Raw genomic sequence first — 22,856 nt, forward strand, 5'->3', positions numbered from 1 at the left:
CTCATGCAGCCGGCCCTTGCGGGCCGGGCGATTTTTCCATCACACACCTCCACCACACACCACGCCTCTATTCCATGTCGACTGTTGACCATCCCATTGCCCACGCCCCCTGCGGTACCTTTGCAGGCCTGGCCCTGGAAGGTGTTCAGGCCTTCCGAGGCCTGCCTTACGCCCAAGCCCCGGTGGGCGCACTGCGCTTTCAACCGCCCGCACCTCGGCCGGCCCCCGTGCCGACGGATGCCCCGCCCGCACAGGCCCGCGCAGCGGGCGCCGTCTCGCTGCAAGCGCCCTCCCGCCTCAGCCGGGTCATGGGGGACTCTCAGAGCCCGGCCTCCGAAGACTGTCTGCGCCTGAGCGTGTGGACCCCGGCGGCCGATGGCAAACGGCGCCCGGTGATGATCTGGCTGCATGGCGGCGCCTTCATGACGGGTGCAGGCGACCTGCCCTGGTACGACGGCGCCCGGCTGGCCCGCGAAGGCGACATCGTGGTGGTGGGTGTGAACTACCGCCTGGGCGCCCTGGGCTTTCTGTGCGGCCCCGGCGTCTCGCCCGGCAACCTGGGCCTGATGGACCAGGCCCTGGCGGTGTCGTGGGTGAAGGACAACATCGCGGCGTTTGGCGGCAACCCGGAACAGCTGACGCTGATGGGGCAATCGGCTGGCGGGCTCTCCATCGCACTGCTGTTGTGTGCCTGCCCCCAGTTGCCGATACAGCGCGCCATCATGATGAGTGCCCCCCTGGGCCTGGAGCTGGCCACGCCCGAGGATGCGGCCCCCATGGCCGCGGCCTATGCGCGCTCGCTGGAGCCCTTCCGGCTGCAGTCGGCCTTGCTGCCCGGCCAGTTGATGGCGGCGCAGGGCGCTGCAGCCAAATTCTTCATCGAGAACCAGGCCAAGGCGGGCGACGTGGCGCCACCGTTTGTTCCGGTGGCCGATGGCGCCTTCCTGCCCACACCGGCCGGACTCCAGGCCGCGCTGGCGCAAGCAGCCACCCGGGTCGACGTGATGATCGGCACCACACGCGATGAATCGACGGCGTTCTTTGAGCGCGGCCCATACGATGCCATGACCCAGAATGTGTTTGAAACGCCGTCACTGCAGTGGGCGCGCCAGGCGGCCGAAGCCGGGCGTGGGTCCTACGTCTACCGCTTTGACCACACGCCCGGTGGTGAAGCCTTGGGCGCCACGCATTGCATCGAACTGCCGTTTGTGTTCGGCAACCGCGAGGCCTTTGCGACGGCACCGATGCTGGGGGGCTTGGATGAAGAGGCGTTCGAGCAGATCTCCCGCCCCATGCGGCAGGCCTTTCTGGGCTTCATCCGCGATGGGCGCCCCGCAGCCGAGACCCTGCCCGACTGGCCCGCGGTGCAAGCGGATCGGCCGATCCAGCGCCTGCACTTCGCCCCCCGCACAGCGTTGCAGCAGGTGGCCGGCACACCCTGACCACCGCACCGGCCCGCCCTGACCTCTGACCCCCATCCCCTTCTGCGGAGTACCCCATGCGCAAGATCAGCTTGCTAGCGTTCCTGACCATTCTGGTCGATGGCTTCGACACGACCTCCATCGGCTTTGTCGTCCCGACCCTGGCGGCCCAATGGCAGCTTCCGCTGTCGGCCTTCACCCCGGTCTTCGTGGCCACCAGCCTGGGCGCGGCCCTGGGCTATGCCCTCAGCGGTCGACTGGCGGTGAGCCTGCAGCGCCGCGACATCGTGCTCGGTTCGGTGTTTCTGTTTGCGCTGGGCTCTTGCCTGGGCGCGCTGGCCGGGTCGGTGCCCGTTCTGGCCGCCATCCGCCTGCTGTCCGGGATCGGCCTGGGCGCGGCCATCCCGGCGGTCGTGTCGCTGGCCGTGGAGGGCACCGCGCCGGAGCGCAGAGAATCCGTGACGGTGGGTGTGACGTCCGGCCTGTCCCTGGGCGCCGCGCTGGGGGGCGTCATCGGCGGCAAGCTGATCCTGAGCTGGGGTTGGGGCTCGGTGTTCCTGCTGGGCGGCATCGCCCCCTTGCTGCTGCTGCCAGCACTCTGGGCGCACCTGCCCGCCGATGCACCGGCGCCGGCCGGCATGGCGAACACAGGCTCTGCGGGGCACCCTCACGCCGCGCGGGTCAGCGCCCTGTTCGGTGCGGGCCTGGCACCCCAGACGATGCTGCTGTGGGCGTTTTCGTTTTTGATTTTCACGGCCGTCTATGCCTTGACCTTCTGGGTTCCGTCCATGCTCCATCGCTTGGGCTTTGACACCTCTGGCGTGGCCTTCGGCTCGGCGGCCATGGGCATCGGTGGCGTGGTGGCCGCACTGGCGTTGATCCCGCTGAGCTATCGCTTCCATGTGCGCAAGATCCTGCTGGCCTGCTCGCTGCTGGGCGCCGTCGCCTTGGTGCTGGGCTGGTCTCTGGCCGCAACGCCAGGCCTGCTTCTGGCGCTGATCGTGGTGGTGGGTGCCTGCCTGATTGCGGGCACCATCGGGCAGGTTGCGCTGGCGGTGAGCCTGTACCCCCCGGCCCTGCGCACGGCAGGGATTGGCTGGAGCGCCGCCATCGGCCGCCTGGGATCGGTTCTGGGCCCGGGCCTGATGGGCGCCTTTGTGGCCAGCGAACTGCCCGCCCCGCAGTGGTTGCTGCTGCCGGTGGCCCCGATTCTGCTGGCCGCCGTGGCCCTCTGGGTGGCACAAAGAATGACCTCCCGCAAGCCGGTCGGTCTTGGCAGGGCCTGAGTGAAACGACAGCCCCCTATCGCCCTATCGCCCCCTCACCATGGCCGCCTTGCCATTCATTCACGCCCAAAGGTGCTGACATGAGCCTCACCATCCGAGCCAAGATCGTGCTCACCTTCGGGCTGTTGATCGTGACGCAGCTCGCCGGGCTGCTGGCGGACCTGCTGGCGAACACCACGACCGCTTCCACCAACGGGGCGTTCGTGGGCACCTTCAACCGCGCCCAGCAAGGGGTCTCGATCCTGATCTGTCTGGTGGCGGGCCACCACTTCTACCAGGTCATCTGCGGCGGCCTGAACCGGCAGGGCCTCAAGTTCAAGGCCCTGACCGAGTCGCTGGATCTCAGCATGCGCGCCAACAGCCCGCGGCCGGATGAGTTTGGCACCTCGGCCAAAGCCTTCGACCGGCTTCTGGACAGCCTGGAACAAGCCCTGGCGAACATCCGGACGGCCACCGAATGGGTGAGCCTTGCGACACAGGAGATCTCGGCCGGCAACCTGGACCTCTCTGCTCGCACAGAGCAGCAGGCCGCGGCCCTGGAGCAGACCTCGGCCAGCATGAGCCAGGTCGCCGAGGCCGTGAAAACGAATGCCGCTCGAGCCCAGGAGGTTTGTGGCTTGGCTGAGGCGTCCCGGCTCATCACGCAACAGGGCTGGACGGCCGCCCACCAGATGAGGAACACGCTGGACAGCCTGAGTGGCAATTCAGAGAAGATCACGGAGATCACCAGCGTGATCGAAGGCATCGCCTTCCAGACCAACATCCTGGCCTTGAACGCGGCCGTCGAAGCCGCCCGCGCCGGAGAGCAGGGGCGGGGCTTCGCGGTGGTGGCGGCAGAGGTGCGCAACCTGGCCCAGCGCTCTGCCAGCGCAGCCCAGGACATCAAGAACGTCATCGCCTCGTCGGTGTCCGATATCCGGGACGGGGCGCAACAGGCGCAACAGGTCCAGACCCTGGTTGAGAAGATCCAGGCCTCTGTGAAACAGGTGACCGAACTCACGGCAAGCATCGCCAGCTCATCGTCCGAACAAAGCCTGAACATCGACCAGATCCATGAAGCGATCCGGTTGATGGACCAGAGCACGCAGCAGAACTCGGCCTTTGTGGAGGAGATCGCCGCAGCCGCCAGCTCCCTGGACGAGCAATCGAAAAGTCTGTTGCACACCGTGGGCATCTTCAAGCTGAGCGCCACCGTGCCGACACCTGGGGGCCCGGCCACCAGCCCACCGGGATCTTTGAGGCAGCTTCAAAGCGTCGTGGCCGCCTGAATGGCGGTGCCGGTTCAGCCAAAGAAAGTCCGTGACAGATCCTCATGGACCTTGAACACCCCTGGAACGCACACCTGCGACACCGCTCAGGCGGCTGCGACGCAACTGTCAACACCATCGCGGTGATGAACCTGCAGGGGAGCAATGGCCTGGCGTTTCGAGTGGCGACCGGACAGGGCACCTTTGGGCTGTGCTGAGTGCCTGAGGCCAGCAAGACGGCGGCTTGGCAGGGCGCGCACCTCGGCGATTTCAGGCCGAATGGCCCCAATCCAGTGCGTTTTCGTCTTTTTCCATCCACAAACCCTGTCGAAAATCAGGGAATGAAAAAAAAAGAGCGGTGCGACCCCTGATTGATGGTTTTTTGGACCCGTATGCGCGTTTAATCGGTTGGCGCGGATTTTTTATCCAAGCAATTTGCGGTGAATGGCCAGGTTTTCGTCTGATGTGTGCGTTTTTCGGGACTCCATCGCTTTGTCAATGTGTTTTTTAGGAGTCCCAAATGGGCAACAAACTGTATGTCGGCAACCTGCCTTATCAGGTTCGTGACAACGATCTGGAACAAGCTTTCAGCGAATTCGGCACTGTCACCAGCGCCAAGGTCATGATGGAACGTGACACCGGTCGCTCCAAGGGTTTCGGCTTTGTCGAAATGGGCAGCGACGCTGAAGCGCAAGCCGCCATCAACGGCATGAACGAACAATCCCTGGGTGGCCGCAGCATCACTGTGAACGAAGCCCGCCCGATGGAACCCCGCCCGCCCCGTAGCGGTGGCTTTGGCGGCGGTGGTGGTGGCGGCGGCTACGGCGGTGGCCGCAGCGGTGGCGGCGGCGGCTACGGTGGTGGCGGCGGCGGCGGTTACGGCGGTGGCCGTAGCGGCGGCGGCTACGGCGGCGGCAACAGCTACTGATTCTCAACAGGCCTCTGGCCTGTGAATTGAAAAGATACCCCTCTTGCAGGGGTATTTTTTCGTCTGTACGGTGTCAGATGGGCTGCGTTCGGGGCGCCCCAACTCGGCACGGGCAATTCAGCAATCCGAAACCGCACCCCCTATCAGGCTCGGCGCCTCAGGCTGACGCCGGAGCGCGCCGCCCCAGCCCGGCGCCAACCTCAAGTTCTGAAAACCAGTTGATAAAACGCTGTACATCCGCGCCCTGGTAGATTGAACCGTGCTGCGGGCAGAGCATGTCCAGGCCCAGCGCGCTAGCGCGATCGCACCAGTCAAGCACAGCCTCGCGCGAGCCCATCCAACGCTGGTGGAAGCCACGCGCATAGCGGCAGTGCCGATCGAAGTCGTGCACAAACAGGGTGTCTTCCTCCGGGGGCAACATGGCAGCACCGACGTCACCCGTGAACAGGATGCGGGCCACCGGATCGTGCAGATGAAAATTCCCCGACGAGTGTAGGTAGTGCGCCGGCATTGCCTGCAGCGTGAGGGTACCCACCTGCAGCGTTTGGCCCTCGTCTGGCAGGCAGATAAAAGTATCCGCATTGCCGCCATAGTGCGGCAAGAAGGTATGCCAGATCTTCGAGGCATAGCACTTGAGCGCCGGGTTGAACTCCAGCCACAACGCCAGCGAGCTGACCACGTCGGGATCCTGGTGCGAAGAGAAGATCCAGCGCAAAGTGCTGGCGTCGGCGCCATTGGCCAGCGCGGCGAACACGGCCGGGAAGATCTCCATACCACCCGGGTCGGTCAGTAAGGACTCGCGCCCATGGCTAACCAAATATTCATTGGTGTCGATCAGGGCCGAAGCGCGTTCCGGATCTCGCGCGATCACCGCCCAGCGGTGCGGGCCTTGCTCGAAAAGGGTTTCCATTCGCTTCATGACGCAAGTTTCTCCAGAGATGTTTTCATGCCGACCAGCACTTCGATGATGCCGGCGACGGCCTGGCCCAGATCGATCGCCACCTGGGTCAATTGGGGAGCCATGTCTTCTGCATGGGCCGCTTCGATGAGGGCACAGCGCGCCAGATTGCGCCCGGCATCGCACAAGCGCAGCGCCTGAACCATCGCATGGTTCAGGCGCTGGCGTTGTCGGCTCTGGCGCTCGCAGGCCAGGACGACGTCGCGGTTCATAACGCTCACGAGCGCCATCAGCCGGGCATCAGGCCGCTCCAGACCAGCCGCGGCCTGGCGCAGCTGGCCTTCCAGGCGCCCACGCTGGCACAGCCGCCCTACCTCGTCGCTCAACTCAGCCACGGCTGCGGCCACACGCACCATCAGGCTGGCCAATTCGGTAGAGAACACCCGCATCTGTGCGGCCGCGGTGCGAAAGCCGCGCGCCTTGCGACGGGCCCTGTGCGCGCTCAGCATGGCGTTGAGTGCCGCCAGATCGACCGCGGCAGCGCCTTCGGCCACGCGCTGAGTGCACAAGCCGAGTTGCACCACAGCCTCGAGCCGGCGCTGACTGTCCGCCAACGGCGCGACAGGGGCCTGGGCAGCCCTGGCCGAGCCGGGCCGGGGGACGGCAGAAGAATCAAACATGACCGAATCCTAGGGAAACCCGCTGGCGCACGATATCGGTGCGGCACTGATTCGAGCCTCAGCGCGCTCTGATCCCGACTCAGGAAAGCCTGAGCATGGGGTCGCTCAGTCGCTCTGCTGGGCGACATAATTGACACTTTTGCTAACAAATAGATAAGCGAGTAGCGCGAGTGTTCGACCTGCGAAAGATGTCCCTGCTGGGCCGACTCGGTCACATCGGGGCCTGGGCCGCGTTGCTCTGGATCGTGGTGCTGATGCTGCTCCAGTTCAGCACGTCGCTGCGCGCTCTGTGGCCCGCGCTGGCTGCGCCCGAACTGAATCCGGTGTCATTGCTGGCGCTCGGCCTGCCACCATTGGCCCAGGTCTTGCGCCCTCATGCGCAGCGCCTTGCTGCCCTGGCGATCCAGGCCGGCCTGGGCCTGGTCGGGCTGATGCTGCTGGAATGGGGCATGCGGCTCGACAGCGCCGTCTTGCTCTCCAACAGCGTGGTCGATGGGGTATCAATGGCCGGTCGTTATGCACTGGCCGGCTGGTTGCTGCTCAGCGGCCTGGCCACCTGGGCTTTGCAGCGCCCGGGCCACACCCGTCTGACCGTGGCGCTGTCTTTGCTAGCCCTGCTCAGTATGGGCGACAGTGCTCTGGCCGTTTTCACGATCACCTGCTGGCTGGTCTTCGGAGACGTCCCCGGGGCCTCGCTGCTGTTCAGCCTGCCGGTGCTGCTGGCGCTGCTGTGGTTCGGTCTGGCGCTGGTGATGATCGCTTTGGGCGAAATTGACCGCCAGGGCCGGTCGGCGCCCGACCAGGGCTACCGCTGGGTGTTCGCACGCAATTTAGGCCTGTTGCTGACCACCAGCGTGCTGGCCGGCCTAGCCGCCGCGGCGGTGGTGTCGGCGCAGTCGGCCGACCTGCTGACAGAGGGCCTGCGTGCCCGGGCCGAACGCCAGGCACGGGTGCTGGAGCGCCACGTGGGGAGAGCCGCGGCCCTGGTTGCGGGGGCTTACCAGCAAGCCTGGGCACAACCGGCTGCCGCCACCACAGCAGGCTGGGATCGGGACGGTTTTCTGCGCACGCTACAGAGCCAGGGCGAGCACATCGAACTGGCAGCAGACGCTCGTGAGGCAGCCCGTCGACACTGGGTCGCCGCAGCGCCGGTTCTGCGCACGGCGGAACTGACGGCCAGCGTGCTGGCCGATGGCCGGGTACGCATCGAGCTGCCCGCAAAGGGGCGCCGAAGTAGTCTACAAGTGCAGCTGAAACTGTGGTCAGAAACGGGCAAAAGCCGAACTGAGAGCGATCGACAACTGCGGCAGCCCTTGCTGATCTGCCAAGCTGGTGAACAAGACCTTCTTTTGTGCTCGGAGTTCGATCCGGGCAGCGATGGTGCACCGGCTACCGCCGAACGATTCAGCGTAGCAGCGCCAGGCTGGCGTGAGCAGGGACACCGCCTGGTCGAATTGTCGAGTGAGGGTCAGCGCCTGGGCCTGGGGGCGCAGGCGCCGATCGGTGACGAAGGCAGCTACCTGATGCTGCGTGTCGGCGCCGCGAGCCTGTTCCGCTCGGTGGGTGGGCCCATGTTGCTGGCCATGCTGCTGCTCAGTGGCCTGGCATTGCTCGGAGCCGCATGGAGCTACTGGCGCCAGTTGCCGCGGCTGCGCAAGCTCTACTTGTCCCATGCCCAGTCTCAGGCCACGCTGCACCACCTGCCGCTGGCCACGCTGGTGCTGGATGCCCAACAGCGCGTGATCCGAGTCAATCCGGCGGCCGAGCATTTGCTCGGGGCGCCGGCGTCGCATTGGCTGGGCCTGCCGGTGGCTGGATTGCTGCCCGACTGGCCACGCCGCATCGACCTCAGCCCCCTGGCAGACGGCACGTCACAAAGCCATAACCTGGATCTGCTGACGGCAGCCAGCACGCGTGTTCCGGTCGAGGTGCTGCTGGCAAGCTACACCTTGCTCGGGCGGCGCGGCATCTTGGTCATGCTGCGCGATCTTCGCGCTGAGCTGGACGCTGCGCGTACCATGAGGCGCTGGACTCGCGTATTCGAGGACTCGGGCTGGGGCGTGGTGATCGGCTCGGTCGGCCCATGGCCGGTGCTGGAGCTGGTCAACCCTGCCTATGCCCGGATGCTGGGCTACCGACCCGAGGAACTGGTAGGCCAGCCGGTGCGCCAGCACGTGCCGGTATCGCATTGGGAGACGCTGACACAGCTGCGGCGCGATGCCGAGCTGGGAGGCAGTGTCCAGGGTGAAATGCGCCACCAGCGCCGTGACGGCAGCGAGATCCCGACCCTGGTGAGCATCTCGGCGGTGCGCGATGACTCGGGGGCACTGCTGCACTTCGTTGTCAGTGTGCAGGACATCAGCCCTCTCAAGAATGCAGAGCAGACCGCCACCCGCCACGCTTTGCACCTGCGCGCCGTGCTGGACGCGCTGCCGGTGGGCGTGTGGATCGGCGATCTGCACGGCCAGACAACACAGACCAACCCGGCCGCCCGCCAGTTGTGGCTAGGCGACTCGGCACAGCAGATGCCCGACTGGCGCGGTTCTGGAGCGCTGCCGATACAACACGACTCGCTGATGCGCCGCGCGGTCGTCCTCCGCGGCACCCTTGACAGCGGCCTGGTCGACTTCGATCGTGCACCCGGTGAACGGCGCAGTCTGCTGACCACCGCGAGCCCGATGTTCGACCCACAAGGCGAGGTGATCGGCGCCATCGCGATCGACGAGGATCTGAGCTCGCTGCGCCGCAGCGAGTTGGCAGCCCGCGCCGCACACGACCTTCTGGAGCGCATCCTGGACGCTGGCGTGGTCGGCGTGGCACTGTGTGATGCGGTTGGCAGGGTGCTCCGCCACAACCTGGCCTGGAACCTGTTGATCGGGCCAGACGCCGAGGCCGATGTGCTGCGCAGCTGCCTGGAGCCCGACGATGCGCTGTTGCAGAAGAACCTGATCGCGCGCGTGGCGCGCGGTGAACTGCCAACCTATGTGAGCGAACATCGCATGCACCGGGTGGGGGGCAGCCTGGGCTGGACCTTGCTGATCGTGTGCCGACTGCCGGCGAACCTGGGCGAGGAAGACCGCGTGCTCGTGCAGGTGCTCGATGTTGATGAGCGGCGCCGCAATGCCGAAGAACTGGCCAGCAACCACCTTCGCCTGGCAGCGGCGCAGAAGCTGGCTGGCATCGGTGACTGGCAGTGGGACAGGGACAGTGGCCTGTTCAGCTGCTCAGATCAGATGCTACGCATGTTGGACAAGAGCCTGGCCGCCTCACGCGAACTCTCGCGCGAGCAATTGCTGGCCCACGTGTACCCGGATGACCGCACAAGCCTGGCCAAGGCATTGGACCAGGCGTGGCGCCATGGTGAGGGCCTGGCACTGGACATGCGCCTGATCCGCAGCGAAGGCCCCGAGTTGATCGTGCACATGCACGGCACGGTGCAGCGCGCACGGGGCACTATGAGCATGAGCGGAACAATGCAGGACATCAGCGAACGCAAGCGCATCGAATCCGAACTGCGCGATTCGCGCGAGCGACTGCGCGAACTGGTGGCCTACGAGAGCGAGGTGATCGAGCAGGAGCGCAAGCGCATCGCACGCGAGGTACATGACGAACTGGGCCAGTTGCTGACGGCGCTGCGAATGGACCTGTCGATGCTGCGCGGCCAGTTGGAACCCGATGGCGCCAGCGCCCAGCGCGCTGCCCAGATGCGCGAAACCATGGTCACCATGACCGAGGTGGTACGCCACATCGCCTCCAATCTGCGACCGGCTGCGCTGGACCTCGGCCTGGTGGCCGCCATCGAGTGGCTGGCCGAAGACTTCTCGCTGCGCTGGGAAACACGGTGCGTGCTGCAGTTGCCACGAGCTGAGGAAGGGGACCTGACCAGCTTGTCCGAGGCCGCCTCACTGGCCCTGTTCAGGGCCGTGCAAGAATCATTGACCAATATCGCGAAGTACGCGCGCGCCAACGAGGTGGTGATTGCACTGTCCTGCGAGTCGGGGCAACTGCGCCTGTGCGTGAGCGACAACGGCTGCGGCTTCGACCTGGCCGAAGTGGCCGCGCGCCGTGGCGGCGGCCTGGGCCTGCTGGGCATGCGCGAGCGCATGCACGCGCTGGGCGCCCGGCTGCACATCGAGTCTGGCTCCGGCGGCACCCTCATCGACATCAGCTACAACATCGGCAGGAGTCCTGATTCATGAACCCGATCGACGTCATCGTCACCGACGACCACAGCATCGTGCGCAGCGGTTTGCGCCAGCTCCTCAGCAGTGCCCCCAACCTGCGGGTGGCTGGCGAGGCCGCCGATGGCCATGCGCTGCTGGAGTTGCTGCGCCACACCGGTGCCGACGTGGTGCTGCTCGACCTGTCGATGCCCGGCCTAAGCGGGGTAGACCTGATCAAGCGGCTTCAGCTCGACCACCCGGACCTGCCGGTGCTGGTGCTGTCCATGCACGTTGAGGCGCAGATCGTGGCCCGGGTGCTGCGCGCCGGCGCAGCCGGCTACGTGACCAAGGACTGCGAGCCCACCGCGTTGATCGGGGCGGTGCGCAAGGTGGCGGCCAAGGGCCGCTACATTGATCCGGCCCTGGTCGATTCTGTGGTCTTCCACGGCGCACTCAACCCGGGCTCCGACTCTCCGCATGAACAACTGTCGCCGCGCGAACTGCAGGTTCTGGAGCGAATTGCCGCCGGCCAGCCCCTGGGCCAGATCGCCGACGCGCTGCACCTGAGCCCGAAGACGGTGAGCACCCACAAGATGCGGTTGATGCAGAAGCTGGCGTTGCAGACCAATGCCGACCTACTGAAATACGCTCTGCGCCATGGCATCACCAGCCACTGAGGCCAGGGTCAGGATTTCCCGACAGCGAATCCGGCATGACTGAACGGGGCGTGAGGCCGGGCCCGACAGACCACCACGGCAGGCTCAGGCAGCATCGGATGCCGTAGCGTGCCGCATGGCGGCCCTTTGCGCACATCAGGTCCCCAGCGATAACCCCAGGAATGCCCATGGATCAGAACGAACTCATTCGCCGGCTGTCGGGCGAGTATCCCTACCGAGTGCTGATGATCGACGACGATCCGCTGCAACGTCTGCTGATCGAGGAGATCCTGGAGCCGCCGCAATACCACCTCACTTATGCGCCGGGCGGCCAGGATGGCCTGGACTGGCTGTGCCGGGCCGAATTCGATGTGGTGCTGACCGACCGTCGCATGCCCGGCATGGACGGTGACGAGTTCTGCCGCCGGGTCCGCAGCGACCTCGGCCTGGCGGTGCAGCCCATCCTGATGATCACCGGCAGCACGGCGGCGGAAGACTTGATGGGCGGCCTGTCTTCAGGTGCCGACGACCTGTTGCGCAAGCCCTACCACCCAATGGAGCTGCGCGCCCGCGTGCAGGCCGCGGTGCATCGCAAGCGCATCACCGACCAGCTCGACAGCACGGAATCCACCCTGTTCGCCCTGGCCCGCATGGTCGAGGCCAAGGACGAAAACACCGGCGATCACTGCTCACGCCTGGCGCACAAGGCCGTGTTGCTGGGCCTGGAGTTGGGCCTGTCGACGGCCGAACTGATGGCGCTGCGCCGCGGCGGCGTACTGCACGACATTGGCAAGCTCGGCATCCCGGACGCGATCCTACTCAAGCCAGGCCACCTCACCCCCGAAGAATGGGTTGTGATGCGGGAACACACCACCATTGGCCACCAACTGGTGTCGCAGCTCAAGAGCATGCGCCTGACCGCGCCGATCATCCGGCACCACCACGAACGCTGGGACGGCAGCGGCTATCCCGACGGCCTGGCCGGCGAATCCATTCCCTTGCTGGCGCGGGTATTCCAGTTGGTCGACATCCACGACGCGCTGATATCGCCTCGCCCCTACAAGGAGGGCATGAGTGCCGAGCAGGCCTCAGCCATCCTGGCTGATGAGGCCGAGCGCGGCTGGCGTGACCCCTACATGACGCGTCGCTTCCTCGATCTGGTGCGGCGGCGCCCCGAACTGGCCAGCATGAGCACGCCCCAGGCCGATCCAGCCAACGACGACCTGGGTGTGCGGCTATATGCCAGCATGACACGCCGCAACTGAAGCCCGTGCGGCCCGCCTTCCTCGATTTTTGCCATTCATGCCAACCTTCCAAGTATTTGTTGCCAACTCCCGTGCCGAATGGCGGCGCGCCCTGCCCCTGCTGGTGCTGATCCCGCTGGTCTGGCTACTGGAGCAGACCTCGCTGAGTGCCCTGCCCCAATTTGCCCGGATGGGCTTTCTGGCCGCTCATACCAGCGTGGAGGTCGTGGCAGTTGTTCTGGCCTCGCTGAGCTTTGGCCTGCTCTGGATGGCCCCCGACAGCCCCCGCCGGCCTGCCTCCGTGCTGCTGGCGGCCGTGATGGGTGGAGCGGCTGTGCTGGACTTCCTTCACATGCTGTCCTACGACGGCATGCCGCCTTTGGTGACGCCCTCGGGGGTGGAAAAAAGCATCGGCTTCTGGCTTGCCGGGCGAGCACTGGTCGCCTTCGGTCTGTTGGTGATGGCCATCACCCCACCGGCCTCCCGCCCGCAACGCGGGTACCCCCGCCTGTCGCTGGGCCTTGTGGGCTGTCTGGTAGCGCTCAGCAGCGCCATGATCCTCTTCTGGCCCGATCTGCTGCCGCGCACCTTCGAACCCGGCCAAGGCTTGACCGCGGCTAAGGTAGGCAGCGAAATGGCCCTGATCGCCCTGCTGCTGACGACAGCCCTGCGCCTGGAATACCTCTGCCGACGTGGCGCCGGCGTACCGATGACGGCCATGGCCATCGCGGCGGTACTCTCGGCCATCGCCGAAGGCTGCTTCGCCACCTACAGCAGCCCGACGGACATCTTCAATGCACTGGGGCACATCGCCAAGATCGCGGCCTATGGCTACCTCACCCGCGCAGCCTACCTGCTGGCCGTGCGCCAGCCGCTGCAGGCGGCCGGTGGCATTGCCGACGCCTTGCAAGCCACACTCAACCCAGCCCTGATCTGTGACGAGGACGGCACCATCGTCTGGATGAACCCAGCCTTTGTACAGGTTACCGGCTACGAAGCACAGGCCTTGCTGGGCCGCGAGCTCGACGTGCTGCGAGTGGCCGGCGACGAGCAGGCCTGGGCCCAGATGCGTGAGGCGATGATCCAGGCCCAGCCCTGGAAGGGACAGGTTCAGGTGCGGCGCCACAACGGCAGCATCTACCTCGATGATCGCAGCGTGACACCGATGCGGGGCTCGCAAGGCCATCTGAACGGGTTTGTGATCCTGGGCGACGACGTCACCGAGCGGCATCGGATCGAGCGCGAACTGATCGCCAGCGAGGAACGCATGCGAGCCCTCCTGAGTTCGGCCCCTGACGCCGTGGTGGTGATCGACGCGCAGGGCCACATCCAGATGGTCAACCACGCGGTGGAACGAATGTTTGGCTTCAGCAGCGACGAACTGCTAGGCGCCAATGTCAATCTGCTGATGCCCGACGGGGTGGCGCGCCTGCACGACGGATTTGTACAGCACTACATGGACACCGGTGAACGCCACATCATTGGCGTGGGCCGCGACATGCTGGCGCGCAGGCGCGACGGGCGCGAATTGCATGTGCAACTCACCGTCGGTGAGGCCCGCCTGAGCGAAGGCTTGGTGTTCATCGGCTTCATGCGCGACATCAGCGAGCGGGTGCAGGTGCAAAAAGAGCTGGCCGAGCGCGAGGCGCGCTACCGCGCGTTGATGGACACCGCACTCGATGGCGTCTGGATCTGTGACGAACAGGGCCGCTTTCTGGAAGTCAACGATGCCTATGTGCGGATGTCGGGCTACAGCCGCGCCGAACTGTTGCGTATGCGCATCCCCGACGTCAATGCCGACGACCAACCCGGCCATGTGAGCCGCCACATCCAGATCACACTGGTGTCGGGGCACGACCGCTTTGAGACCCGGCACCGACGCAAGCACGGTGACCACTGGCCGGTGGAGATCACCACCAGCCGCTCGCCTTTGGGCGATGGGCACTTCTTTGTCTTCGTGCGCGACCTGTCCGAGCGCCGTGCTGCCGCACAAGCACTGCGACAGAGCGAGGAACGCTTTGAACTGGCCTTGCGCGGCACCAATGACGGGCTGTGGGACCGCAACCTGATCGACGGCAGCGTCTACCTTTCACCGCGCTGCGAGGAAATGCTGGGTTACCAGGAAGGCGAACTCAAGCTCAATGCCGAGACCGCCTCGCGCCTCATCCATCCCAGCGACGCACTGGCGCTGCACCTTGCGCTGGGTGACGTGTTGGCAGGTCGCAGCGACGAACGCTTCGAAATTGAAACCCGCCTGCGACACAAGCACGGCCATTGGGTCGATGTGTTGTCTCGGGGCCAGCTGTTACGGGATGGCGCCGGCACACCGGCGCGCATGATCGGGACTGTACGCGACCTGACCGAGCGCAAACGCGCCGAGCAGGCCCTGTTCGAGAGCGAAAACAAGCTGCGCTCGCTGTTCGAGCTGTCGCCACTGGGCATTGCGCTGTGCACACTGGATGGCAATCTGGTCGAATTCAACGAAGCCTATCGAACCCTGACCGGCTACAGCGCCGAGGCCTTGCAAGGCCTGTCGTACTGGGACCTCACGCCGTCAGAGTACATGCGCGCCGAGGCCGAACAGCTGAAGATGGTGGCACGCATCGGACGCTACGGCCCCTATGAAAAGGAGTACGTGCGCGCCGACGGCAGTCGCGTTCCGGTACGCCTCAATGGTGTTCGCATCGAACTCGGTGGCCAAGCTTATCTGTGGTCGATCAGCGAAGACCTCACGGTACAGCGCCGCATCGAAGCCGAGCGCCAGGCCGTACAGCAGCAGCAGATGCAGTCGCAAAAGCTGGAGGCTCTGGGTCACCTCACGGGCGGCATCGCACACGACTTCAACAACATGTTGGCCGGCATCATGGGCCTGGCCAGTCTGGGGCTGGAGCGCTATATCAGCGATCCTGGTGGCAAGCTGGCTGGCTACCTGCGCGAGATTGTGCGCACCAGCGAGCGCGGGCGCGATCTGGTCGCCAAGATGCTGGCCTACGTGCGCACCGAGGAACCCGAGGACGTTGCGCCACGCCAGCTCGGCGCCATGGTCGGCGAGATGTTCGACATGCTCAAGTCCTCCATTCCAAGCGGCATCCTGCTGAGCTACGGGGCCGATCACCCGCTGCCCGCGGTGCGAATCTCGGCGGTCGACGTGCAACAGATCGTGATGAACCTGGTGATCAACGCGCGCGATGCACTGGGGGCCAGCGGCAACATCGACATCCGCCTGCTCAACGCCCAACTGGCCGCGGAATCCTGCAGCAACTGCCAGGGAATCGCACACGGCCGTTTCGTGGTGCTGGAGGTGGCTGACGACGGCCCGGGCATTGCGCCCGAGGTGCTGCCCAAGATCTTTGACCCTTTCTTCACCACCAAGGGTGTGGGCAAGGGCACCGGCCTGGGGCTGTCCTCGGTAGTGGGTCTGGTTCACAAGGCAGGCGGCCACATTCAGGTGCATGACAGAACGCCGCATGGCACTGCCATGCGGGTGCTTTTGCCGGCGGCGCAGGATGTGCCGGTGGACGAAGTGGCGCCACGCCCCACCCTCGAGTTCGTGTCCGGCGAGGCGATCTGGGTGGTCGACGACGACCCGGCGGTACTGGTGTTCCTGAGCGAACTGTTACGCGAACACGGCTTCACCGTGTCGGCCTTTGCCGACCCTCGGCAGGCGCTGGCGGCCCTGGGCCAGGCACTGCGCCCAGGACAGGGCGCAGCACCGCCTGCAGCCTTGATCACCGATCAGACCATGCCCGGCATGTCGGGCGTGGCCCTGTTCAAGGCGGCCCAGTCGCTGTGTCCCTCGCTGGGCGTGATCATCTGCACAGGCTACAGCGAGTACATTGATGCCGAATCGGCGCGCCAGATGGGAGTGCGCCACTTTCTGCGCAAGCCTTTCGACTCACACGAACTGCTGGAAAAAATCGCTGACATGCTGGGCCGCGGCAAAGCCTGATGCGCCAAGCCGGCGTCTCGCCCGGTATGGGGGTCAGGTTTTACTGACGCGATTTCAGTGCGCTCTGAGGACATTAAAAGCCCTCGCCTTATAGCGGCGCCAACCGGTCCTCCCTAGCATCGGTTGCATGAAGTCAGAACCTTCTCGAAACACTCTGCCTGGCCTGGATGCGGGCGCCGTGGTCTGGTTGGCCTGGCCCCTGATCGTGGGCGCCATCGGCGCCCTGGCCTGCCTGCAACTGGGCCGGCCGCTGTGGGCAGGGGGCCTGATGCTGATGGGTCTGCTCGGCGTGGGCGGAGGCTGGCGCGTGCTACGCCGACCCCCACCGCCCCCGCTGGCAAAAGACCTGTTGCACGACCTGGAATCCCTTTGTGCACAGGCCCTGCCGATCTGGAGCCGGCAGATCGACAGTTCGGCCTCGCAAAGCGAAGTGGCCATCGGCGCACTGGCACGCCAGTTCGGTGCCATCAAGGAGCGCCTGCAGCAGACGCTGGGCCTGTTTGCCCAGGTGGGGGGCGAAGACGGGGGCAGCGCGGCCGTGTTCGCCTCAGCCCAAAGCGAACTGCGGCAGATGGCCAGCGGCCTGCAGCTGGCGATGCAGGCCAAGGAAGAGATGCTTTCAGGCATACAAGGCCTGGGCGGTATTGCCACCGAGCTGCGCGAGATGGCAGAACTGGTCGGCTCGATCGCCCACCAGACCAATCTGCTGGCCATCAACGCGGCCATCGAGGCGGCACGCGCCGGTGAGCAGGGGCGGGGTTTCGCGGTGGTGGCGCACGAGGTACGGCGCCTGTCAGCCCTGTCCGCAGACACGGGCCGCCAGATCACCAGCAAGGTCGGCTCGGTAGGTCAGGCCATCGGCCAGATCATCGAGGCCTCAGACCGCTTTGCAGAACGGGACAAGCAATTGCTGCAAAGCTCCGAGGCCACGATCGAAGGCGTGCTGACCCAGCTGCGCGGCGCCGTTCAGCAACTGGAGCAGCGCAACGACGTCCTGCAGCACGAGACCTCGGCCATCGACGGCGACATCAGCGAGGTGATGGTGGCGCTGCAGTTCCAGGACCGCACGGGTCAGATCCTGCGCCACGTGCAAAGCGACCTGCTGCGGCTGGAGTCCGACCTGCAGTCACGCGCCCTGCAGCCCGACACGCGGCTGGACCCGCAGGCCTGGCTGGACCAATCGCGGAACAGCTACACGATGCAGGACCAGCTGGACAACCACGGCCAGACCGGCGACGCAGTCGCGTCCGCACCGGCCAGCGAAGAGATCACTTTTTTCTGAGGGAGCGAATAGGCAATGGCAAAGACAGTCTTGATCGTGGATGACTCCATCAGCGTGCGCCAGGTAGTCGGCATGGCGCTGCGCGGCGCAGGCTACGAGGTAGTCGAGGCCACCGACGGGCACGACGCGTTGCGCAAGCTTGACGGCCGGAAGATCCACCTCGTCATCAGCGACGTGAACATGCCCCAGATGGATGGGCTGACCCTGCTGCGCCACATCAAGGCGCTGCCGGCCTACAAGTTCACACCGGTGATCATCCTGACCACAGAAACCGATGCGGCCAAAAAGCTGGCCGGCCAGCAGGGTGGCGCCAAGGCCTGGGTGGTCAAGCCCTTCCGCCCCGATCAGCTGCTGGCCGCCGTGGCCAAGCTGATCCTGCCCTGAGGAGCGCAGCATGGACATCCTTACCGAAGCCGGCGCAGACACCCTGCGCCTGCGCCTGCAAGGTGACTGCAACATCTACAGCGTCGGCGAACTGCGCAACACCTTGCTGGAGCGTCTGCGCGAACAGGCGGCGCTGGAGCTCGACCTGTCGGCGGTGACCGAATTCGACACCGCGGGGCTCCAGGTGCTGATGGCGGCCAAGAACTTCGCCCGCCTGGGTGGTCAGTCACTGCGCCTGAGTGGCCATAGCCCGGCCGTGCTTTCGCTGATCGCTCTATACGACCTCGCAGACTGGCTCGGCGACCCGCTGGTGGGCACCGATGGCGAGGCCGCAGGCCTCAGCCGAGAAAGGGACCCCATGGAATTCAACGATGTGCTGCACACCTTCTTCGCCGAGAGCCGCGGCCTGCTCGGCGAGATGGAGAGCGCGCTGATGAGCCTGGAGCGAGAGCCCGGCGATGCGGAGGCGATTCACGCGGTATTCCGCGCCGCACACACCATCAAGGGCTCGGCCGGCCTGTTCGGGCTGGACGATATCGTTGGCTTCACCCACCACGTGGAGACCCTGCTGGACCGGGTGCGCTCGGGGAGTCTGAACCTCCAGGGTGACATGGTCGGCCTGCTGCTGCAGTGCGGCGACCACATTCACCGCCTGATTGACGTCGCCGGCGACGCGGCCGGCGAACGCGACGACGGTCTGCCGATGCTAGGCCAGACCCTGGTCGAGCGCCTGCGGGCCCTGGCCCCGCTAGACGCGGCCGCGTCACCGGCCCGCGCCACCGACCCCATGGCGCAAGCCAGCACCCGCGATGACCAGGACCTGTGGCATCTGTCACTGCGCTTCTCGACCGGCCTGTTCCAGGAGGGCTTCGACCCCGCCCCCTTCATTCATCACCTGCGCACCCTGGGTCGCGTGGTGCACATCAGCACCCTCAGCACCCAGTTGCCAGCGCTTGAGACGATGGACCCAGAATCCTGCTACCTGGGCTTCGAGATCCGTCTGGCCAGTGCCGCCAGCAAGCTTGAGATCGAGTCGGTGTTCGAGTTCGTGAGCCAGGACTGTGAGCTTCGCATCCTGCCGCCCGACAGCCGGGTCGACGACTACCTGCGCCTGATCGAGGCCCTGCCGGCCGATCGGCTGCGCCTGGGTGAAATCCTGCAGGCCTGTGGTGCGCTGACCGCCCACGAGCTGAGTCGGGCGCTGGCGGAACAGCAGGCAGAGCCCGATGCAGAACGGGCCCCACTGGGCGAGATCCTGGTCGAGGAGCGCGCGGTGCAAGCCGAGTTGGTGCAAGGCGCCATCGGGCGCCAGACCGAACTGCGCCAACGCCAGTCGCAAGAAGCCAAGATGATCCGCGTGCACTCAGACAAGCTCGACGCGCTGATCAACCGGGTGGCTGAGCTGATCATTGCCAGCGCTTCGGTGAGTGTGCATGCCACACGCAACCAGGACCGCGCGCTGCGCGAGGCGGTGTCGGTGATGTCACGCCTGACAGAAGACGTGCGCGACGGCGCAATGCGCCTGCGCATGGTGGAAGTCGGCGACACCTTCAACCGGTTCCGCCGCGTGGTGCGCGACGTGTCCAAGGATCTGGGCAAGGAAATCGAGTTGCACATCCATGGCGGCGACACAGAACTCGACAAGTCGATGGTCGATCGTCTGGGAGACCCTTTGACCCATCTGATGCGCAATGCCATGGACCATGGCCTGGAAGCACCCATGGACCGACTGGCAGCCGGCAAGCCTGCAGCCGGGCGACTGGAGCTGCGCGCCCGCCATGAGGCGGGTGGCATCGTGATCGAGGTGGCGGACGACGGGGCCGGGCTGAACCGCGAACGCATCCTGACCAAGGCGCGCGAGAAGGGCCTGCTCAGCAGCGAGGCCCACCTCAGCGACGCCGAGGTCTGGGCGCTGATCTTCGAGCCTGGCTTTTCGACTGCCGAGCAGATCAGCAAGTTGTCGGGGCGGGGTGTAGGCATGGACGTCGTACGACGCAGCATCGAGGCACTGCGCGGCACGCTGGACATCGAAAGCGTGGCGGGCCGGGGGACACAGTTTCGCATCCGCCTACCACTCACCCTGGCCATCATCGACGGCTTTCTGATGGCCGTGGGCGAAGCCCATTACGTGGTGCCACTGGACGCGGTGCTGGAATGCGTGCAGCTCGGCGCCGAGGCGCAGGACTACATGAATCTGCGCGGCGAGGTCCTGCCACTGCTGCGGCTGAGGCGCCATTTCGGGCTGCCGGGCCGGGCGACGCGGCGCGAGAACGTGGTCGTGGTTCAAATTGGCACACGCAAGGCAGGCCTGGTGGTGGACCAACTCAAGGGCGAATTCCAGGCGGTGATCAAACCTCTCGGGCCCTTGATGGAGGGCCTGCCTGGCATCTCGGGCTCAACCATCCTGGGCAGCGGCGAAGTGGCGCTGATGCTGGACATACCGGCCCTGGTCAACCAGGCCTCATGGAGCGCCTCGCAAGAGGCCCGCTCGGTGTTTTCAACCCATTGATTCTCGGAGCATTCCTTATGTTGAACAATTTTCGCATCGGCCTGCGCATGGGCCTGGGCTTCTTTCTGGTGATTGCGGTTTTGCTGGCCACGCTGGCCATGGCCGTGTTCAAGATGAGCCAGATCAACGACGACATGCAGACCATCGTCAACCGGCGCTTCCCCAACACCATCACGGCCAACGCGCTGATCGATTCGCTCAATGTGGCCAACCTCGCCATGCGCAACATCGTTCTGTCTCGCGAGCCCACGGTGGTCAAGGCAGAGCTGGAAAAGATCGCCAAGATTCGCAGCAACTTCACCGAATTACTGGACACCCTCGACAAGGGCATCAACACCGAGACCGGAAAGATGCTCCTGTCGCGCATCAAGGAGAAACGAGCCAAGTTCGGTCAGGGCCTGGTTCAGTACCTGAGTCTGGTTGAGGCCGGCAAATTCGATGCCGCCACAGTACTGATGGTGACGGAGATGCGCGACGCCCAACGCGAGTACGAGGGCGTGGTCAATGAAATGATTCAATTCCAGGTGAGCATGGTGAAAAAGGCTGGCGAACAGGCCGACGCCCAATATCAGGCCACGCGCGAGTTGATGGCCATCCTCGCGCTGGCTTCGGTCTTGGTGGCCCTGGCGGTGGCGTATGGCGTGACACGCAGCGTGACGCGCCCCCTGGGCGAAGCAACGGTGGCAGCGCGGCGTCTGGCTGAGGGGGATCTGAGCGCCCGCATCGAGGTGCGTGGGCGCGACGAGGTGGGTCAGTTGCTGCAGGCCATGGGCGAGATGGTGGCCAAGCTGGCACAGATCATTGGAGAGGTGCGCGCCGCCTCCAACAGCCTGTCCAGCGCATCCGAGCAGGTCTCGTCTACGGCGCAGTCGCTGTCTCAGGGGGCCACGGAACAGGCGGCCGGCGTCGAAGAAATGTCGGCCACCATCGAACAAGCCAGCGCCTCGATCCAGCAAAACGCAGAGAACGCGCGCGTCACGGACGGCATGGCGGCCCACGCAGCCCGGGATGCCGGTGAGGGCGGCGAGGCCGTGAAGCTGACCGTTGGCGCCATGAAGAGCATCGCCGGCAAGATCGGCATCATCGACGACATTGCCTACCAGACCAATCTGCTGGCACTGAATGCAGCCATCGAGGCCGCGCGCGCCGGTGAACATGGCAAGGGCTTTGCCGTGGTGGCCGACGAGGTGCGCAAGCTCGCCGAGCGCAGCCAGGAGGCGGCACAAGAGATCGGCGAACTGGCCACCAACTCGGTCGAACAGGCTGAACGGGCAGGCAAGCTGCTGGAGGAGATGGTTCCTTCGATCCGCAAGACTTCTGACCTCGTGAAAGAGATCGCCGCAGCCAGCGAGGAGCAGAACACCGGTGTCGCCCAGATCAACACCGCCGTCAACCAGCTCAACCAGACCACCCAACAAAGCGCATCGGCCAGCGAAGAGCTCGCCGCAACGGCCGAGGAAATGAGCTCCCAGGCTGAGCAACTGCAAAGCCTGATGGCCTTTTTCAAGCTCGGTGCCAGCGAGGTCGCGCCTGCGGCACAGCCACCCGAGAACCGCGCCACGCCCCGCCCGGCCGCGGTGCCTGCGCTGCGTCGGAATGCGGTGGCGGTCACCTCGCCGGGCCCTGACTTCGTGCGTTTCTGAACAAGGGGTTGCGATGAGTACAGCCTTGGCCGCACGTGACCGCGGGGCCCTCACCGGCACCCACAAGTACCTGAGCTTCACCCTGCAGGGTGAGGTCTATGCCATGGGCATCGAGCAGGTGAAGGAGATCATCGAATTCAGGCCTATCACCCTGGTGCCGATGATGCCGGCCTTCATGCGCGGGGTGATCAATCTGCGCGGCACGGTGGTGCCGGTGATCGACCTATCGCGCCGCTTCGGTGGCGGGCCCAGCGTGGTCGGCCGGCGCACCTGCGTGGTGATCCTGGAGCTGCCCGCCGATGAGGCGTCGGAGGTCGGCCCACAGGTGATCGGGGTGATCGTCGATGCCGTCAACGCGGTGCTGGACATCGCCGCCGGCGCCATTGAGCCGCCGCCAAGCTTCGGTACCGGCATCCGGCCTGACTTTCTGCAGGGAATGGGCAAAGTCAAGGAACGCTTTGTGCTGATCCTGAACGTGCACAAAGCCTTGTCGCTCGAAGAGCTCAAAGAACTGCGCAACGCCCCGACCCACGAGGCCCTCACCTGATCGCGCAAGCCGCCTGCTC

The 22,856-nt window shown here is 65.5% G+C and carries 14 protein-coding genes and 1 pseudogene; 13 read left to right on the top strand and 2 right to left on the bottom strand.

Annotated elements, in window-relative coordinates; all coding sequences use genetic code 11:
* Positions 1-74 precede the first annotated feature (74 nt).
* The 4 genes and pseudogenes from F624_RS0126235 to F624_RS0126250 all read left to right on the top strand — a co-directional run.
* Entirely contained in the window at positions 75-1,442 is a 1,368-nt protein-coding gene (locus F624_RS0126235; RefSeq protein WP_019577359.1) for a carboxylesterase family protein, read from the top strand.
* 56 nt (positions 1,443-1,498) lie between these two features.
* Positions 1,499-2,707 (top strand): MFS transporter, encoded by a 1,209-nt coding sequence (locus F624_RS0126240; RefSeq protein WP_019577360.1) that lies wholly within the window; start codon positions 1,499-1,501, stop codon positions 2,705-2,707.
* An 80-nt stretch (positions 2,708-2,787) separates the two neighbouring features.
* On the top strand, positions 2,788-3,975 hold the full coding sequence (locus F624_RS0126245) for a methyl-accepting chemotaxis protein (protein ID WP_019577361.1): 1,188 nt from the start codon (positions 2,788-2,790) through the stop codon (positions 3,973-3,975).
* Positions 3,976-4,474: 499 nt separating this feature from the next.
* A pseudogene (locus F624_RS0126250) lies at positions 4,475-4,870 on the top strand (RNA recognition motif domain-containing protein); the annotation flags it as partial.
* 169 nt (positions 4,871-5,039) lie between these two features.
* Here the strand turns inward: F624_RS0126250 and F624_RS0126255 are convergent.
* Entirely contained in the window at positions 5,040-5,801 is a 762-nt protein-coding gene (locus F624_RS0126255) for an oxygen-binding di-iron domain-containing protein (protein WP_043426777.1), read from the bottom strand.
* Positions 5,798-6,460: a hypothetical protein gene (locus tag F624_RS0126260; protein WP_019577364.1), complete on the bottom strand. Its 663-nt coding sequence runs from the start codon at positions 6,458-6,460 to the stop codon at positions 5,798-5,800. The genes F624_RS0126255 and F624_RS0126260 overlap by 4 nt, the downstream gene beginning before the upstream one ends.
* A 170-nt stretch (positions 6,461-6,630) precedes the next feature.
* Here F624_RS0126260 and F624_RS33705 point away from each other — a divergent pair, with 170 nt between their 5' ends.
* The 9 genes from F624_RS33705 (at position 6,631) to F624_RS0126305 (ending at position 22,837) form a co-directional block, all read left to right on the top strand.
* Positions 6,631-10,659 carry a PAS domain S-box protein gene (locus tag F624_RS33705; RefSeq protein ID WP_019577365.1) on the top strand — a complete coding sequence of 1,343 codons (4,029 nt, stop codon included), beginning with the start codon at positions 6,631-6,633 and terminating at the stop codon, positions 10,657-10,659.
* Positions 10,656-11,300: a response regulator gene (locus F624_RS0126270; RefSeq protein WP_019577366.1), complete on the top strand. Its 645-nt coding sequence runs from the start codon at positions 10,656-10,658 to the stop codon at positions 11,298-11,300. Before F624_RS33705 ends, F624_RS0126270 begins: the two co-directional genes overlap by 4 nt.
* A 167-nt stretch (positions 11,301-11,467) precedes the next feature.
* On the top strand, positions 11,468-12,544 hold the full coding sequence (locus F624_RS0126275) for an HD domain-containing phosphohydrolase (protein WP_051107523.1): 1,077 nt from the start codon (positions 11,468-11,470) through the stop codon (positions 12,542-12,544).
* A 37-nt stretch (positions 12,545-12,581) separates the two neighbouring features.
* Entirely contained in the window at positions 12,582-16,472 is a 3,891-nt protein-coding gene (locus tag F624_RS0126280; RefSeq protein ID WP_019577368.1) for a PAS domain S-box protein, read from the top strand.
* A 127-nt stretch (positions 16,473-16,599) separates the two neighbouring features.
* Positions 16,600-17,754 carry a methyl-accepting chemotaxis protein gene (locus tag F624_RS0126285; RefSeq protein WP_157443650.1) on the top strand — a complete coding sequence of 385 codons (1,155 nt, stop codon included), beginning with the start codon at positions 16,600-16,602 and terminating at the stop codon, positions 17,752-17,754.
* 15 nt (positions 17,755-17,769) lie between these two features.
* Entirely contained in the window at positions 17,770-18,138 is a 369-nt protein-coding gene (locus F624_RS0126290) for a response regulator (RefSeq protein ID WP_031256362.1), read from the top strand.
* A 10-nt stretch (positions 18,139-18,148) separates the two neighbouring features.
* A complete protein-coding gene (locus F624_RS0126295) occupies positions 18,149-20,647 on the top strand; it encodes a chemotaxis protein CheW (protein WP_019577371.1) in 2,499 nt (832 codons plus the stop codon).
* 17 nt (positions 20,648-20,664) lie between these two features.
* Positions 20,665-22,290: a methyl-accepting chemotaxis protein gene (locus F624_RS0126300; RefSeq protein WP_019577372.1), complete on the top strand. Its 1,626-nt coding sequence runs from the start codon at positions 20,665-20,667 to the stop codon at positions 22,288-22,290.
* 13 nt (positions 22,291-22,303) lie between these two features.
* On the top strand, positions 22,304-22,837 hold the full coding sequence (locus tag F624_RS0126305) for a chemotaxis protein CheW (protein ID WP_019577373.1): 534 nt from the start codon (positions 22,304-22,306) through the stop codon (positions 22,835-22,837).
* Positions 22,838-22,856: the final 19 nt, after the last annotated feature.

It is taken from the genome of Curvibacter lanceolatus ATCC 14669, from assembly GCF_000381265.1.
GTDB lineage: Bacteria > Pseudomonadota > Gammaproteobacteria > Burkholderiales > Burkholderiaceae_C > Curvibacter > Curvibacter lanceolatus.